This is a genomic window from uncultured Clostridium sp., assembly GCF_934754925.1.
Classification (GTDB): domain Bacteria; phylum Bacillota; class Clostridia; order Clostridiales; family Clostridiaceae; genus Clostridium.
Genome location: NZ_CAKVJA010000005.1, coordinates 55,570 through 72,749 on the forward strand (window position 1 = coordinate 55,570; position 17,180 = coordinate 72,749).

The 17,180-nt window shown below is 28.3% G+C and carries 13 protein-coding genes; 5 read left to right on the forward strand and 8 right to left on the reverse strand.

From position 1 onward, the window contains the following. Positions 1–5: 5 nt before the first annotated feature. The 3 genes from Q0G30_RS03685 to hflX form a co-directional block, all read right to left on the reverse strand. A complete protein-coding gene (locus Q0G30_RS03685) occupies positions 6–1,094 on the reverse strand; it encodes a hypothetical protein (protein WP_294386674.1) in 1,089 nt (362 codons plus the stop codon). A 43-nt stretch (positions 1,095–1,137) separates the two neighbouring features. Then, complete coding sequence (locus tag Q0G30_RS03690) at positions 1,138–2,592, reverse strand: alpha-amylase (RefSeq protein WP_294386676.1); 1,455 nt, start codon at positions 2,590–2,592, stop codon at positions 1,138–1,140. Positions 2,593–2,902: 310 nt separating this feature from the next. Further along, positions 2,903–4,699, reverse strand: a complete 1,797-nt coding sequence (hflX, locus tag Q0G30_RS03695) for a GTPase HflX (protein WP_294386679.1) — start codon at positions 4,697–4,699, stop codon at positions 2,903–2,905. Positions 4,700–5,024: 325 nt separating this feature from the next. Between hflX and hpt the strand changes: the two genes are divergently transcribed. Next, on the forward strand, positions 5,025–5,552 hold the full coding sequence (gene hpt / locus Q0G30_RS03700) for a hypoxanthine phosphoribosyltransferase (RefSeq protein ID WP_294386682.1): 528 nt from the start codon (positions 5,025–5,027) through the stop codon (positions 5,550–5,552). A 59-nt stretch (positions 5,553–5,611) separates the two neighbouring features. On the opposite strand, the gene Q0G30_RS03705 is transcribed toward hpt, so the two are convergent. The 4 genes from Q0G30_RS03705 to yunB form a co-directional block, all read right to left on the reverse strand. Next, positions 5,612–6,157: a PepSY domain-containing protein gene (locus Q0G30_RS03705; RefSeq protein ID WP_294386685.1), complete on the reverse strand. Its 546-nt coding sequence runs from the start codon at positions 6,155–6,157 to the stop codon at positions 5,612–5,614. A gap of 344 nt (positions 6,158–6,501) precedes the next feature. Next, positions 6,502–7,401: an N-acetylmuramoyl-L-alanine amidase gene (locus Q0G30_RS03710; protein ID WP_294386689.1), complete on the reverse strand. Its 900-nt coding sequence runs from the start codon at positions 7,399–7,401 to the stop codon at positions 6,502–6,504. A gap of 257 nt (positions 7,402–7,658) precedes the next feature. Next, on the reverse strand, positions 7,659–8,819 hold the full coding sequence (locus Q0G30_RS03715) for an iron-containing alcohol dehydrogenase (RefSeq protein WP_294386692.1): 1,161 nt from the start codon (positions 8,817–8,819) through the stop codon (positions 7,659–7,661). Positions 8,820–8,986: 167 nt separating this feature from the next. Then, positions 8,987–9,628 (reverse strand): sporulation protein YunB, encoded by a 642-nt coding sequence (yunB, locus tag Q0G30_RS03720; RefSeq protein ID WP_294386697.1) that lies wholly within the window; start codon positions 9,626–9,628, stop codon positions 8,987–8,989. 132 nt (positions 9,629–9,760) lie between these two features. Between yunB and Q0G30_RS03725 the strand changes: the two genes are divergently transcribed. The 4 genes from Q0G30_RS03725 to Q0G30_RS03740 all read left to right on the forward strand — a co-directional run bounded on the left by Q0G30_RS03725 (position 9,761) and on the right by Q0G30_RS03740 (position 16,097). Then, positions 9,761–12,460 (forward strand): transglycosylase domain-containing protein, encoded by a 2,700-nt coding sequence (locus Q0G30_RS03725; RefSeq protein WP_294386700.1) that lies wholly within the window; start codon positions 9,761–9,763, stop codon positions 12,458–12,460. Between the two features lie 249 nt (positions 12,461–12,709). Continuing rightward, a complete protein-coding gene (locus Q0G30_RS03730) occupies positions 12,710–14,134 on the forward strand; it encodes an alanine/glycine:cation symporter family protein (protein ID WP_294386703.1) in 1,425 nt (474 codons plus the stop codon). A 321-nt stretch (positions 14,135–14,455) separates the two neighbouring features. Further along, positions 14,456–15,025 carry a sigma-70 family RNA polymerase sigma factor gene (locus tag Q0G30_RS03735; RefSeq protein WP_294386706.1) on the forward strand — a complete coding sequence of 190 codons (570 nt, stop codon included), beginning with the start codon at positions 14,456–14,458 and terminating at the stop codon, positions 15,023–15,025. Then, positions 15,018–16,097, forward strand: a complete 1,080-nt coding sequence (locus Q0G30_RS03740; RefSeq protein WP_294386708.1) for a DUF4179 domain-containing protein — start codon at positions 15,018–15,020, stop codon at positions 16,095–16,097. The genes Q0G30_RS03735 and Q0G30_RS03740 overlap by 8 nt, the downstream gene beginning before the upstream one ends. Positions 16,098–16,273: 176 nt before the next feature. Here Q0G30_RS03740 and Q0G30_RS03745 read toward each other — a convergent pair whose 3' ends face one another. Then, complete coding sequence (locus tag Q0G30_RS03745) at positions 16,274–17,170, reverse strand: dihydroorotate dehydrogenase (protein ID WP_294386711.1); 897 nt, start codon at positions 17,168–17,170, stop codon at positions 16,274–16,276. Positions 17,171–17,180 lie beyond the last annotated feature (10 nt).

Consider the following 17,180-nt stretch of genomic DNA (forward strand, 5'->3'; position numbering starts at 1 on the left):
ATTTTCTATGCTTGTTTTCTACCTAATAGACTAAAAATATTTTGCATAAATAATCCTAATGATAATAATAAACATGCAAACCCAACAATTGCACCAACATAAGGAATAAATGTTATAACTTTAATAATTACTGTAAATACTATTCCTGAAAGGTATTCATTCATATTTCTAAATACAACTCTTCCTACTACTATACCTGATATTATCGGTGCAATATATATTAATACACTATATATCAATATACTAATTATAGAAACTGGTATACACACAACAGTAAAACATAATATTATTGCTAATATCGGTACTATTACAAGAGTTGCAAACCCAACTAAAAAAGGCAACCATGGTTTACTAACCAATCTGTTATAACTATTTAATAAATATCTTTTACATAATAAAGTTATTAATACAACTAATATTATTGCTGTTATTAAACTTATAGTTTTTCCTATAAGTGATGCCCCAATAAAGCTATTATTATCTTCATTATTAATTTCTATTTTTTCAAAGTTTATTTTACTAGTATTAAAATTTCCTAAAACTATTGGTTCATTTTGTGATTCTAATTCTAATTCTCCATCTACCCTTGCATTTTCACCAATAACTAATTCACTACAATTTATTTTTACATTCCCTGTAACTACTCCATTTAGTTCTACCTTATCACCACTAATATATAAATCTTCTGCTTCTCCTAAAAAGCTAATATTACCGCCTAAAATATAAATACCTTTAGCTTTTGTATTAGACTTTATGTTTATGACATTTGCACAAGCCGTTATGTTTCTATTGATTTTCGAATCTATGTTTACACTATAACCGGCTGCTCTAACACTTCCCCCAACACTTTCAACATCAATATTAATAGTATTTCCTGCTACAATAACATCCGATTCCACGGTTCCACCTAAACTGATAGAATTACCTGCTATATATACATCTGACTTTCCATCTACAGTTTCATTAATATTATCTCCTGAATAAAACAGATTTTTTGCACTTTCATTTGTCTCTGCAAACACATTAATTGAAATCCCCATTACAAATAAAAATGTAACTGCAAACATTAGAAATTTTTTCATAGTTAATTTCATATTATTACCTCCCACCTTTTTAGTATATTAAAATATATAAATTTTATATATCTACCTTATCTAATACCCAAACAGATACACTTCCGTTTCTCACCATAAATTTTCCAAAACCTTCTTCATCTATAACTATCTTTTCTTCAAAATTAAAAAGTAAATCTCTAAACTTCTGTCCTGAAAACTGTTTTCCTATATACATTTTCTTTTCTCCACCTAATTTATTAGTTAACAAAACAGCTAATCCTGAATTATTATATTCTTCTATACCTTCTCTTGTCCATCCAATTATATTTTTATCATCAAAATAATCATGCTGCTGTCCATATGATAATTCTTTTCTTGCCTTTAATAATAAATCTAAAGATCTCCCTATTCCAAAATAACCACGACTTGGTATACCATAATAATCTCCATAAAAAACACAAGGATATCCTTCTATTCTTAATAAAATTAAAGAATATGCTAGTGGCTTAAACCAAGGCTCTACCCATGATTGTAATGAACTTCCTAATTGAGTATCATGATTATCAACAAAAGTTACTGCCTTTGTTGAATATCTCTCTACTAATGTACCTTTAAATATATTTCTCATATCAAAATCACCATTACTACGAGAAGCCTCATATAAATTAAAGTGTAATGGCACATCAAACAAAGACATAACATATTTAGTATTTTTTAAATAATTCAATAATACATCTACATTAGCATGCCAATACTCTCCTACAGAAAATAATTCTTTTCCACTTTCCTTTCTTAAATACTCTAACCATTCTACAAAAAATTCATAACTTATATGTTTAACAGCATCTAATCTAAACCCTTCAATATTTGTAAAATCAATATACCATTTTCCCCATCTTTTTAATTCCTCTACAACTTCCCTATTAGAAAAATCTAAATCAGCTCCCATAAGGTAATCATAATTTCCATTTTCCTTATCTACTCCATTACTCCACTCTTTATTTAAAAATTTATAAATACTATTTCTCTTTGTTTTCTCATCATAATCTATTCCATCAAAGTCATTCCAATCCCACTTAAAAGATGAATATTTATTATTTCTTCCTGGGAAAGTAAATTTAGTCCATGCTCTTATAAGCTTATTTCCACTAATAGGAATATTTCTATTAAAAAATTCTTCTTCACTTGCCATAACTTCTTCAGCTTCATCAGCACCCATTTTATGATTTAAAACTATATCTCCATAACTTTGAATGCCATTTTTCTTTAGCATTTTTATTGCCATTAAATATTCATCTTTACTACCATACTTAGTTTCTATAGTTCCTTTTTGATTAAATTCTCCTAAATCATATAAATCATATGCTCCATAACCAACATCATATCCACCTCCAATTCCCTTATATGCCGGTGGCATCCATACAGCTGTTATTCCTAACTGCTTTAAATTATTTGCCTCTTTAGATATCTCATTCCATAATTTACACTTTGGTAGTAGAAACCATTCAAAATATTGCATAATTGTTCCATTGACCATTTTACTTCCACCCACTTTACACCATACTTGTTATATATTTAACTTTTTTAATATCTCAGAATAAAAATGGTTCTGATATTGTTAAATATAAATTATTTTATTGATACCTATGAACATTTTTTAAGTAGTACCTTAAAATATTTATATTTTTTTATTAACAATATCAGAACCTATGTTAAAAAGAGAATACTTAAAACAAGCATTTATCTAACTCCATGAGTATAGATAACTTATTTTAAAATTCCTTAGAAACTATATTATTTCTTATAGAATTTAAAATTACTTAACCTTAAGTATCTCTTATTAACTATTACATTAATATATTTATGATGTAATCTTTAGTTTTATTATAACTTTCGTCATCAACTTCAACAATCATGAAAGTTCCATCTTCTCTATACTCTTCTTCTAAAACTCTACAATTTCTATGAAGGAATGAATTCATATCACTTCTATCATATGGTATTAAGTATTCACATTTTTTCATCTTATATGGAAGATTTTCTTCTATTAGCGTTAATAGCTCATCTAAATTTATACCTTCTCTTGCTGAAATTTCAATTGTTTCATATTCACTTGTAGCTTTCTTAATAGCTTCAAGTTGCTCTTCTGTTGCTTTATCTATTTTATTTAAAACAAGTAAAGTCTTCTTATCTTTAGCTCCTAATTCAAATAAAACTTCTTCTACTGCTCTAATTTGTTCTAAAGCCGTATCACTTGAAGAATCAACTACATGACATAAAAGATCTGAATAAATTACTTCTTCTAAAGTTGATTTAAATGCTTCTACTAAATCATGTGGCAGCTTTCTAACAAATCCAACTGTATCTGTTAAAGTTATTACTCCTTTATTTTTTAATACAATAGCCCTAGTTGTTATATCTAGTGTAGCAAATAGCATATCTGCCTCAAATACTTTTTCCTTACCTATAACTTCTTTTTGAGCTGCTACATCACAAAGAGCATTTCTCAAAGTAGATTTTCCTGCATTTGTATATCCAACTAATGAAACCTTTGGAATACTTTCTTTATTTCTTTTCTCTCTTTGAGTTTCTCTAATCTTTTTAATTTTTTTTAATTCATCATTTAAATCATAAATTTGCTCTTTTATATGTCTTCTATCAGTTTCTAGCTTCTTTTCTCCTGGCCCCTTAGTACCAATACCACCACCAGTTCTTGACATTATTGTACCTAACCCTTGAAGTCTACTCATTCTATATTTAAGTTGTGCTAATTCAACTTGGATTTTAGCTTCTCTACTCTTCGCTCTTCTAGCAAATATTTCAAGAATAAGTGTAGTTCTATCTATAACCTTAGCACCTATAGCTGCTTCTAAATTTCTAACTTGTGATCCTGATAATTCATCATCAAATATAACTACATTTGCTCTTAATTTTTGTCTTAATTGAGAAATTTCTAAAACTTTACCTCTTCCAATATAAAAAGCAGCATCTATTTTACTTCTACTTTGATAAACACTATCAAGTACTGGAATATCACAAGCTTTTGTTAACTCTTTAAGTTCTTCTAAACTTTCTCTTGTATCTGAACCTACTAATATAGCTTTTTCTTCATCATCTTCAATTATATCCTTTTCCTTAATTAAAGAATCTATATAATTAATTTTATTTAAAATGTGTATCTTAGATATCTCTTCTAAAGGTATATGAGCAGTTTCTTCATAATCTAAAGTATCGTTAAGAACTGTTAACATACCTAAAGAGCAATCTAATATCTTTCCTTCATATATTCCAATAGCTACTATAGCATCTAATTTTAATTTTAATAAAGCACTAATGTCTAATGCTGATAAATTGCTCATACCATTTGGATGTGTATGAATTATTCTAACACCAGCCAATCTTTTTTCTCTTATATCTAAAGTTTCTATTTCTACTGAAGTAGAATCTCCTATTGCTATAGTTCTAATATTCCCTCGTCTATCTATAGCAACACTTATTTCTCTTTCTATAAATGATGAAACTCTAGAAATTACTTCTATTATTTCAGTAGAACAAACTTCATCTTTAGGACATTTAGCTTTATAAAGTCTTTCCAATTCCTCTATAGCAGACTTTTTTACACCATCTATATTTCCATATATCATCTTATCACCTCAACTAAAGAATTCTTATTTAGTATATACTAAAATATATAAAATTAATTTTATACTTTCTATTAAACTTCTTCCTATATATACTATTATTGCTGAATATTTCACTATATTTTATCTTATTCTAAAGTAAATGTAAACTGAATAGTTTCCAATTTTTCAGTTGCAAAACATTAAAAATATTGTTAAAATTTATATTAATATTGTATTTTAAGTCGAGTATAATTAAGTTTTTTGCATAATATAAATATGCTGACTATTTATGATATTTTTTCATATAATAATTAATAATATAAATACTGTAGTGGAGGTTTTCTACATGGACGATAAAAAACGTAATATTCTTTTTTCTGAAGAACAAATTAAAGTTAGAGTTAAAGAATTAGGTGAAGAAATAAGTAAGGATTATGAAGGTAAAGAATTATATGTATTACCACTTTTAAGAGGTAGCTTTGTTTTTGGAGCTGATATATTTAAGGCTTTAGATGTAAAAGCTAAAGTTGGTTTTATGACTACTTCTAGTTATGGACATAGTGAAGTTAGTTCTGGTACTGTTAATGTTGTTAATGACATTCCAGATAACATAGAAGGATTAGATATTTTAATAGTTGATGATATAATTGATACTGGATATACAATGCAATTTGTTATAGAACATGTAAAAAAATTAGGAGCAAAATCAGTAAAGACTTGTGTATTATTAGATAAACCTTCTAGAAGAAAAGTTGATTTAAAACCTGATTATTGTTGTTTTGAAATAGATGATTTATTTGTAGTAGGTTATGGACTTGACTACGAAGGTTATTACAGAAATGTTCCATATGTATTTAATTGGGAAAGTAAATAATATATAAATTTAATAAAAATATTGACTCTTAAAAAGGTGGAACAAATTTGCTCCACCTTTTAATCTTGTTCGAATGATAATATTTTACCACTATTAGCATCTATCTCATAACTATATTCTTTATTATTACTATTAAATTCTAATTCATATTTTTGAACTCCATTATGAATCTCTAACTTTTCTTCAGTAAATGTAACTTGATCATTTGTTAGATTAGCATTTTTCAAAGCTATATCTTTTGCCTGCTCTAGAGTTATTTGAGTTGAATCTGAATTTATAGGTGTTTGTATATCATAATTCTCTATATCTTGATCACATTCTAGTATATTTCCATTAGATGCATCTATTTCATAATCATATTCGTTGTTTCCAGAATAAAATTCTATATTATATTTTTCTATTCCATTTTCTATTTCACTTTCTGCTCTTATAAATGAAACTTGATCAATTGTCAAGTTAGCATGTTGTAATGCTATTTCTTTTGCTTGATCAACTGTTAGTTTTTCATTAATATTATTTTCAGTAGTTGAGTTTGTTGCATTATTACACCCTGCCAAACTTATACTAATACCAATAATAATTGTTGCTAATGCTAATTTCTTCATTTTTATCCTCCGTTATATAATAATATTAATATTGTTAATATATGTATTATATCTATTAATTAAAAAAAATATACCCTTATTTTTGTATATTTATTTTATAAAACTAACTTATTTAGTTGTTAGTTTCAATGGGTAGTTAAATTATATAATACATTCTGCTACTTTTCATGAAAGTAAAATTAAAGAAAAATTAAAATTTTTTAATTTTTATATTTATATTTATATTAATACAGTTATATATTTTAATAAAATAATAGAGGAAGATATAAATTAAAATCTCCTCTACTATCTTTAAAATTTTATATAAACATTAGAAAGTTAATCTTACATAATTCTTTTAGTTCCTATAAATTTAGCAACTTTTTCCAGGTGTTTTCGCCAACAATTCCATCTTGAGATAATCCCATTGACTTTTGATAGTTAATAACTGCAGTCTTAGTTTGTGAACCAAATATTCCATCAACTCCATTAGTATTATAACCAAATGAAACAAGCTTTTCTTGTAGTAACTTAGTTATATTCCCCCTACTTCCTTGTCTAAGTGTAGGACAACCAGCTAATGTTTTAGGTCCTAGAATTCCATCTACTGTTTGATTAGAAAATCCTTGTGCATTACATTCAGCTTGAAGGCTTCTTATCCAATTATCACCTGTTGAACTCAATGTATTGTTACCTATAGTAGATGGTTCATCTGTATTGCTAACCGGTGTAGTTTTAGTTGTTTTATTTGATATAGCTTCAGCTATAGTTTTTCCTATTAAATCTGTTCCTAGTCTTCTATATAATGCAACATCCTCAGTAGCCTCAACAAAGCAAATTTCGACTATCATAGCTTTCATACTTGTATGCTTTAATTCATATAAACCTGTTCTAACTTTTTGTCCTCTATTTTTAAATCCTAAAGATGCAATAGCATTAACGACTCTCTTAGCTATTTCATATTCAGAATAAACACATACCTCTGTTCCTAACGCTCCATTATAACTATCATAAGCCTTATTAAAATGTATTGATGCAAATAAATCAGCACCCCAATTATTAGCTTCATTAACTCCATATGCTAAGTCTGAATTTGAAGTACTTGTACTATCTGGTGGAGTTACATCTAAAACTTCATGCCCTAATTGCCTTAGATATTTTATAACTGAATTTTTAACTAATCTATTTTCTGTTAACTCATCCAATATGCCCCTTGCTCCAGGAACTTTTGGACAATGTCCACCTCTTACTGCTATTTTGCTCATATTTAACATCTCCTCCATAATATTTTATAAAGATCTACATAGATTACTAATAAAAATAGCCCTATCTCATTAGGGCTAATGGATAAAAGCTATTACTTATAATATAATTCTTAACTAATATAATTATATTATTTTTAAATTATCATTATGATTAATACTAAGGGGAAATGATATTGATACCTTTTAAGTAATAAAATAAGAAAAATGTAAAAATGATGCCCTATTTTTCAGAGCATCATTTTTAAATAAGTATAATTTTATAAACACATTTCTAATATTTTTTTAACATCAGCTTCATTTAATGGAACATAAGCATAAGCTAAGGAACCATGTTCTACAGCTCCCTTTGCCATTTCATCAAAATGAGTTTCATCAATATTAACTTCTTTTAAGGTCATAGGAATTCCACAATCTTTAAAGAATTTTTCAGTTAAATCAATTGCTTCATTTGCTAAAGCAAACTTATCACCTTTATTTTCTAATTTCCATACATTTATTGCATAATCCACAAACTTATCTACTGTATTTTCGCTTAAAATATATCTCATCCATCTTGGAGTTACTATTGCAAGCCCTACCCCATGAGTTATATCATAGAAAGCACTTAGCTCATGCTCTATTGGATGACAAGTCCAAGCTCCTGGTTTACCACTACCACATAATCCATTAAGAGCCATTGAACTAGCCCACATTAAATTAGCTCTAGCTTCATAATTTGTAGGATCTTTTAAAGCTATTGGACAGTACTTTATACAAGTTTCTAATAATCCTTCTGAGAATTTATCTTGAACAAAAGCACCTTCTGTTTTTTTAAAATAACTTTCAAATACATGTGACATTATATCAGCTGTACCTGCCGCTGTCTGAATACTTGGTAATGTATATAAATATTCTGGATCTAAAATAGATACTTGTGGTTTCATATTTACACTTGAAGTACCTAACTTTTCATTAGTATCCATTTTAGAAATAACGGCATTTCCATTCATTTCTGAACCTGTTGCTGCTAAAGTTAAAATTGTTACTATTGGTAAAACTTTATCTATTTTTTCTGGATTCGTTACTAAATCCCATGGATCTTTATCATAAAAAGCTCCTGCAGCAACAACTTTGGCACAGTCTATTGTGCTTCCTCCTCCAACTGCTAAAATAACGTCAATATTATTTTCTTTGCAAAGATTAACTCCTCTTCTTACAGTTTCAATCTTTGGATTTGGTTCAATTTTATCAAGTTCAATTATATTATAATCATTTAATAACTTCTTAACATTATCATATATTCCATTTTTCTTTATACTTCCTCCACCATAAGCAAGTAAAACATTTTTACCATATCTATTCATTACCTCTGGTAATTTATAAATTTGACCTTTTCCAAATAATATTTCTGTATAAGCCTTAAAATTAAAATTTTCCACTTTTCATTCCTCCTTACAATATAAACCTTAATACTATTATTGACTTAATCTTTATACTAAAGCAATATTATTTTATAATTTATTATTTATTCAACTATCTTTATAGGTCATATTAAAATTCACTAGGCTTTTTTTTCTTAAACAAAAAAAGTGGCAAATACCACTTTTTAGTTAGAGTTACTTCCATTCATATTTATTGCTGTTTCAGGAATTTTACCTACTATAATAGTATCTGAAACAGGTATTTGACAAGTTACTTCAACTTCCTTGCTATTAAAAGGTACAATAACTCTCATTGTAGCAGTCATATTCAAATATATCTTATGCCTAGTTTGATTTATTCCAGCGCTTTCAAATTCTGATTCATAAGATGTAGTTATATTACCTATTTGTTGCATCTTAACAGTTATTTTAGGTCCCATATTATAAAACATTACATTATTAGTTAAGTATCCTAACGGAATCTTAACCCCTAAATCTTCAAGTTCTGAAAGTCTTTCATCACATTTCAAAACCACTTGAGATGCTAAATAATTTTGCTTTACTGTATTCGCTCTTATCATTGTTATATTACCATCAGAATCTTTTTCTATATTAATTATATCATCATATTTAAAATTTTCTGAATATACATTAACACTCTCTTCATTCATAACTTTTACTGCTTCAGATTTTATTTTAATTTCTCCAAGCTCAAGTACAGTTGGAAGTATTCTTTTACCAAAAATATATATTATAGAATTAAAGACAATAATTATAAGAAGCACTATAAAAAAATTTGAAGATATTTTACATTGTTTAAAATTCATATTTCTCCGATGTTTAGGTCTTTTTGTATAATATCTCATACACTCACCTTAGTAGTTATTATTTCACTATTATAATTAATATGCTATAATTATATAGAATATTATATTAAATATAAATAAAAGGAGGAACAAATGGCTAAAGATTCTAACAAATCAAAAGGTCCTACAGAAAAAGTAGCGAAGTCTAAAAGTGCTAATAAAAAACTTAAGAAAAAGCCATCAAAAATTAAAAGATTTTTCAAATACTTTTTCCTTACAATCTTAATAATAGGATTATTAATCGGTGTTGTTGGTGTTGGTTATGTTGTTGCTGTTATTAAAACAACCCCACCACTAGATGTGAATGCTATTTATAATTTAAATCAGCCTTCCATGTTATTTGATGACCAAGGCGAATTTATAGATGACTTACCATCTACCGAAATACGATATATTATTTCTTATGATGAGATACCTCAGAATTTAATTAATGCTTATATTTCTATTGAAGATGAACGTTTCATGTCCCATGGTGGTATTGACGTTAAAAGAATTTTAGGCGCTGCTGCAAGAGATGTTATGGTTATACTAGGTAAACAAAATGGTATTCATGGTGCATCTACAATAACACAACAATTAATTAAAAATACTGTATTAGCTAGTGAGGCGTCTGCAGAATCAACACCACTCGATAGAGTTAATAGAAAAATTAAAGAAATAGTTTTAGCAGTTCAATTAGATAAAAAATTAAGTAAAGAAGAAATAATTACTTCCTATTTAAATACTATTCCTCTTAGTGGATATATTTATGGGGTTGAGGCTGCTTCTAGATATTTCTTTGCTAAAAATGCTAAAGATTTAACATTACTTGAATGCGCTTATATTGCTGGAATTACTCAAGCTCCTACAACATATAGTGCATATAATACAAGTTCATCAAATTATCCAAATGGATATATTAGAAGAACTCAAACAGTATTAAGTAAAATGTTAGAACTTGGTTATATAACACAAGAAGAATTTGACACTGCTTATGCACAAGCTGGAGCAAATGACTTTAATTTCTCTAAACTAGATACTGACTATGGAGTAAATCAAGAATGGTTTGTATATCCTGCTTTAGATCAGGTAAAAAGCGATTTAAAAGAAAAGTACAAGTATACTGATGAGGAAGTAAATAAACTACTAGTTAATGGTGGTTTAAAAATATATACTACACTAAATACCCAAATGCAAAATGCTGTTCAAGAAATATTAGATGAGAGAACTAACTTACAAGTTGATGATACTTCTTATGATCCTACAGATAATGATGGGGTACCTAAACTTCAGGCTTCTGCAACAGTAATTGATTATAAAACTGGTCAGGTAAAAGTACTTATTGGTGGACGTGGAAATCAACCGCCAACTTCACTTAATAGAGCTTATTTTGATTTAAAATCAATTGGTTCTACAACTAAACCTTTAACTGTTTATGGTCCTGCAATAGATACTAAACTTATAACAGCTGGAACCCCTTTAGATGATTCTTCTGTTTCATCAGAAATATTAAAGAAGTATAACTTTGGAAGTGTTAATCCCAAAAATGCTGATGGTTCAATGGCTGGGTTTGTTACTGCAAGAGAAGCTTTAACTTATTCTAAAAATCTGACATCTATAAAAACAGTTGATATGTTAGGTTTAGATACAGCAATTGAATATGGTGAAAGAGCTGGTTTAAAATATGCTCCAGAATCTCATACAATGTCAGCATTAGCTCTTGGGCAATTTGAACAACCACAAGGTAACCGTGATGGTGGAAATACTACAATTTTAGCTTCTGCATATGGTGCCTTAGGTAATAATGGTGTTATATATGAACCTTCTCTTTATACAAAGGTTGAAGATGCTAGTGGTAATGTATTATTAGAAAAAGAGCCTAAGGCTACTACTCTATTCTCACCACAAACATCATATATACTTTATGATATATTAAAGGGTTCATCAACTAAAGCTCAATTTAGCGATATACCTGTAGCTGGTAAAACTGGTACAACTGATAATTCTGATAACTTCTGGTTTGCTGGGGTTACACCTTATTATTCTGGTTCTGTTTGGATTGGCTATGATATACCACAAAAAATGTATGGTAGTAGTGGTAGTGCTGCTACATTATTTGGGAAAGTAATGAATGTTGTACACTCTGGATTAAGCTATTCTGATATAGAAGCTCCATCTGGACTTGTTCAAGCAAAGGTTTGTAAGGATTCTGGTAAGTCTCCTACCGATTTATGTTATAAAGACCAAAGAGGTAGTAGAGTTAAAACCGAATACTTTATTGAAGGAACAGAACCTAAATCAGTTTGCGACGTTCATGTAAAAGTTACTGTTAATAGTTCTAATAATAAATTAGTAAATGATAATACACCTGCAAGACTTATTGCTGATAAAGTATTTATAAAAAAACCAAACGCTAATCCTAATGCTGCTGATTATCCTTTTGTAGTTCCTACATCTTATGATGATACTAAGCCTGAAGAAAAAATAAACTTATCTCAAATAGGATTAAGAGCAAATATGGATTTATATGATGCTATTGTTATACTAAATAATAGAGGAATTAAATATTCATTTAAGGGATTATCAGTATCTGGTACTATTAACCCAGGTCAATATACATTAACTTCATTTACATCAGAAATAAATACTGGAGAAACAGTTAAATTAACTGTAAAGATTACTACTAATACACCTGATGAAAGTATTGGAGAAACTCCTCCATCAGAAACTACTCCTGATGACACAGAAGAGGATGGTAATACTGATGAACAACGAAGTACCTTTGGTGATTTATTAAACAATCTGTTTAACTAATTAATTTAAAGACAGTCATATTAAATGACTGTCTTTTTTATATCTCTCTTTACCTTATTAAGTTTAAATGAATTAACTTGCAGGCAAAATTTCATTTTTTTCTATTTTAAAGGCATTTTGATAATTTAAAATTCACTTTATGAATAATCACCCTAACCCTCTTGCATTATTTTTATTTTTATATTATACTATAATAAAGTACATAGTAAAAAAATCTAAAGATAAATATAAAAAGGGGGATATTTTATTATGGAATTTTTAAATAAACTAATACTATTAGTTAACGATTTTATATGGACTTATGTTCTTATAGCTATGTTAATAGTAATAGGATTATATTTTACTTTTAAAACTAAGTTCGTTCAATTTGGTAACATTAAAGAAATGTTCAAATTACTTGGGGAAGGAACTTCTTCAAAAGATACATCTAAAGGACAAGTTTCATCATTCCAAGCCTTTTGTATCGGTACTGCTTCAAGAGTTGGTACAGGTAATTTAGCCGGTGTTGCTTCTGCTATAGCTATTGGAGGCCCTGGTGCTGTATTCTGGATGTGGTTAATTGCATTAATAGGTTCAGCTTCTGCTTTTATAGAATCTACTTTAGCTCAAATCTATAAAGTTAAAGATGGAGATAGCTTCAGAGGTGGTCCTGCTTACTATATGGAAAAGGGACTAAAGAAAAAATGGATGGGAATAGCATTCTCTATTCTTATAATAATATGTTTTGGATTTGCATTTAACTCTGTACAATCTAATACAATTACTGCTGCTTTTTACTCTACTTTTAACACAAATAAACTTATAGTTGGAATTATATTAACAGTCTTAACATTAATAATTATCTTTGGTGGAGTAAATAGAATTGCTAAAATCTCTAGTATACTTGTTCCTATAATGGCTGTTGCTTATATAGTTATTGCTTTATTTATCATAATAATGAACTTCAATCAAATTCCTTCATTATTCAAAACTATATTTGAAAATGCTTTTGGAATTAAGCAAGTAGTTGGTGGTGGTATAGGTGCTGCACTATTACAAGGTATAAAAAGAGGTTTATTCTCAAACGAAGCTGGTATGGGATCTGCTCCTAATGCAGCTGCTACTGCAACAGTTTCTCATCCAGCAAAACAAGGCTTAATTCAAACATTAGGAGTATTTACTGATACATTAATTATTTGTACTTCTACAGCATTTATAATACTTTTATCAGGTGTACCATTAGATGGTTCTGTAAAAGGTATAGAACTTACTCAAATGGCTTTAGTTTCTCAAGTTGGTTCTTGGGGAGGAACATTTATATCAATTTGTATATTACTATTTGCTTTTAGTTCTATAATAGGTAACTATTATTATGGTGAAACAAACATTCAATTTATTACAGAAAATAAAGTTGTTCTATATGTATATAGAATTTTAGTTGCTGCTATGGTTCTATTTGGCTCAATTGCTTCAATGGATTTAGTTTGGAACATAGCTGACGTATTTATGGGACTTATGGCTATATTAAACTTAATTGCTATCGTATTATTAAGTAAGATTGCAATTAAGGCTCTACAAGATTATACAGCTCAAAAGAAAGCTGGAAAAGATCCTGTATTCTATGCTTCTTCTATTCCTGAACTTGGAGATGAAGTTGAAGAATGGAGAGAAGATGAAAAAGAAGCAATAGCATAAAACATATAAAAGAATCATCAAAATTTAATTAACGGATTTACTTCAGAGGTGCAAAAAGTATAAATATAAGTGTTTTAAAACTAACTTTTATAACAATATTAACAAGAGAAAAGCTATGCTAATTAGTATAAATTAGCATAGCTTTTTGTAATTTTTATAATTAATACTACTATTTAAATAGATTTTAAAGCCTCTATCTATCTTAAAGTTTTAAAATATTTTTAATAAATAATAATTATTTTTGCAACTTTAGATAAAAAATAACCGTCTAATAGGTATAACATTAATGTTTAATACTTAAGAAATTGAGGGAGAGGTAGAATGAAAAAAATCATTTCTTTGCCATGGCAAACAATAAAAGAAGAGTCTTTAGATATAGCTCTAGCTAAAAAAGCTAAAAATGGCGATTCTGATGCATTTACAGAGTTATATAACATGCACAAGATATATTTATATAAAATTGCTTATAGCTATGTTAAAGATGAAAATAAAGCTTTAGATATCATGCAAGAATGTGCTTATAAGGGTTTTCTTAATGTCCATAAATTAAAAAATCCTAGCATATTTAAGACTTGGATAACAAGGGTTTTAATAAATATAGCTATTGATTATCTAAAAAAAGATAGTAAGATTATCTATCTAGATGATGACTCATCAATATCCTGCAATGAAGAAAATATATCATTGCATGAAAAAATGGACCTATACAATGCCATTGATACATTAAAAGATAAATATAAGACTGTAATTATCTTAAGATATTTCAACAATATGAGTATTGATGACATTGCGAGAACTATGGAAATACCAAGCAATACCGTAAAAAGTCACTTAAGAAGAGCTAAAGAATCTTTAAGAAAAATTTTGAAGGAGGACTACTTATATGAATAACTCTAAATATAATGAGATTAATATACCTGATAATCTTGATGAAAGAATAGTTGAGGGAATTAAAAATGCAAAGTTAGAAAAAATTAAGAATAACAGACGTAAAAGGAACAGAGCAATCGGAACTATTGCAGCTAGTTTAATAGTGGTAACAACTCTTGTGATAGCAAATCCAGCATTAGCTGCTAAAATACCTATAGTTGGTAGTGTATTCGAATCTATAGAAAAGAATATTTATTTTCCAGGGAATTACTCACAGTATGCAACATCCGTAAATGAAACTGCTTATTCTAATGGTGTGGGAATTACACTATCTGAAATATTGTGTGATGGTCAATCTTTATATGTAACCTATATTGTTGAAAATGAAAAACCATTTAAATATACATCTTGGGGTGATTCAGGACTAATGGATATGAACCAGTTAATCACATCTGAAGCCTATAATAAGGTTGATTTTACAGATGAAGAACTTGATAATAGTGGTTTTGCTGGTTTAGAAGGTAGATTTATTAATGAAAATACCTTTGTTGGAGTTCAAAAATACCATCTATCTTCGTTGAAATCAGAAATACCAGACCAATTTACATTCCAAACCAAAATCAACTTGATTGAAAACTATGGAGTTAACGCTAATGATAAGAGTTATTACAAATGGGGGACATGGGCATTTAAGATACCTGTTACTGTTGATAAAAACCTAAGGAAAACCATTGATTTAAGTGAACAGGAAATTGAATCAGATATAGTAAAAGTAAATTCAATATCTATAACTCCATTTGATATGATTGTTGATGTAAATTATAAAATAGGTAACTGGAATGATTATAGAGTAGTTATATATGATGAAACTGGGCAAATTATCCAAATTTTTCAAACAACAGTAAGTGAAGATAAGAAGACTGAAAAAATATATTCACAAGCACCTAGTTCAGAGTCAAATTCTATTAGAGTTGTGGTTGAAAAGCCTATTTTAGAAGAGAAAGAAAAAGTGGAAAATAGTAATAGAAGTGAAATAATATATGATGAAATAGGTAAGGAAGCTGTTTTTGATAAAGTAATACCAATAAAATAACAATAAGCATAAAAGGAAATAATAGCTCTTCCCTTCCCCTATAGTTGTAACAAGTGGTTTATCAATAAATTTTGCATTATAATATTCTATTAAAATTTAACCTTATACTAATTTTAATACTGTTAGCCTATATAAAAAATCACTATAAGTATATAAATTACTTATAGTGATTAACTTTATATTATTCCAACTATTTCGTTAATATCTTTAATTCCTTGTGACTTGCAGAAAGCTTCCATTTCTTCAATGATCTCTTTACCTGCCATTGGATTAAAGAAGTTAACAGTTCCAATTTGAATTGCTGATGCTCCAGCCATCATGAATTCTATAGCATCTAATCCTGTTGTAATACCTCCTAAACCTATTACAGGTATTTCTACAGCTTTAGCTACCTCATGAACCATTCTTAAAGCCACAGGTTTAACAGCTGGTCCTGATACTCCAGCATATACATTATTAAATACCGCTTTTTTCTTATATGGATCTATTGCTAATCCTTTTAATGTATTAATAAGAGATAATGAATCTGCTCCTGCCTCTTGACATTTTATAGCCATATCAACAATATCTTCAGCATTAGGCGATAACTTAACCATTAAAGGTTTATCTACTATAGCTTTAGCTTTTTTAACAACATCATAAGCTACTTCTGATTTAATTCCAAAAGCCATTCCTCCTGACTTTACATTAGGACATGATATATTAAGCTCTATCATATCTATATCAGTTCCTCTAAGCTTTTCTAATGCTATTTCATAATCTTCCATGCATCCTCCACCAACATTTGCAATAATGTTAGTACCTAGATCTTTCATCTTTGGAAGTTCTTCTACTATAAATCTATCTATCCCTGGATTTTGAAGACCAACTGAGTTCATCATTCCTGATGGAGTTTCAAACACTCTTATTCCATCATTACCAGCTTTTTCGTTTAATGTTAATCCTTTAGAAGAAATACCACCTAAAATTCCTACATCATAAAAATTATTGTACTCTGCTCCAAAACCAAAGGTTCCTGATGCTGCTATTACTGGGTTTTTAAAATCTAATCCATTTATATTAACTTTTAACATTTTATCTTCT

What these genes read in the sequence shown, in the direction of transcription:
- Q0G30_RS03685 (WP_294386674.1), bottom strand. Translation starts at nt 1,094, where the DNA reads ATGAAATTAACTATGAAAAAATTTCTAATGTTTGCAGTTACATTTTTA.
- Q0G30_RS03690 (WP_294386676.1), bottom strand. Translation starts at nt 2,592, where the DNA reads ATGGTCAATGGAACAATTATGCAATATTTTGAATGGTTTCTACTACCA.
- hflX (WP_294386679.1), bottom strand. Translation starts at nt 4,699, where the DNA reads ATGATATATGGAAATATAGATGGTGTAAAAAAGTCTGCTATAGAGGAA.
- hpt (WP_294386682.1), top strand. Translation starts at nt 5,025, where the DNA reads ATGGACGATAAAAAACGTAATATTCTTTTTTCTGAAGAACAAATTAAA.
- Q0G30_RS03705 (WP_294386685.1), bottom strand. Translation starts at nt 6,157, where the DNA reads ATGAAGAAATTAGCATTAGCAACAATTATTATTGGTATTAGTATAAGT.
- Q0G30_RS03710 (WP_294386689.1), bottom strand. Translation starts at nt 7,401, where the DNA reads ATGAGCAAAATAGCAGTAAGAGGTGGACATTGTCCAAAAGTTCCTGGA.
- yunB (WP_294386697.1), bottom strand. Translation starts at nt 9,628, where the DNA reads ATGAATTTTAAACAATGTAAAATATCTTCAAATTTTTTTATAGTGCTT.
- Q0G30_RS03725 (WP_294386700.1), top strand. Translation starts at nt 9,761, where the DNA reads ATGGCTAAAGATTCTAACAAATCAAAAGGTCCTACAGAAAAAGTAGCG.
- Q0G30_RS03730 (WP_294386703.1), top strand. Translation starts at nt 12,710, where the DNA reads ATGGAATTTTTAAATAAACTAATACTATTAGTTAACGATTTTATATGG.
- Q0G30_RS03735 (WP_294386706.1), top strand. Translation starts at nt 14,456, where the DNA reads ATGAAAAAAATCATTTCTTTGCCATGGCAAACAATAAAAGAAGAGTCT.
- Q0G30_RS03740 (WP_294386708.1), top strand. Translation starts at nt 15,018, where the DNA reads ATGAATAACTCTAAATATAATGAGATTAATATACCTGATAATCTTGAT.
- Q0G30_RS03745 (WP_294386711.1), bottom strand. Translation starts at nt 17,170, where the DNA reads ATGTTAAAAGTTAATATAAATGGATTAGATTTTAAAAACCCAGTAATA.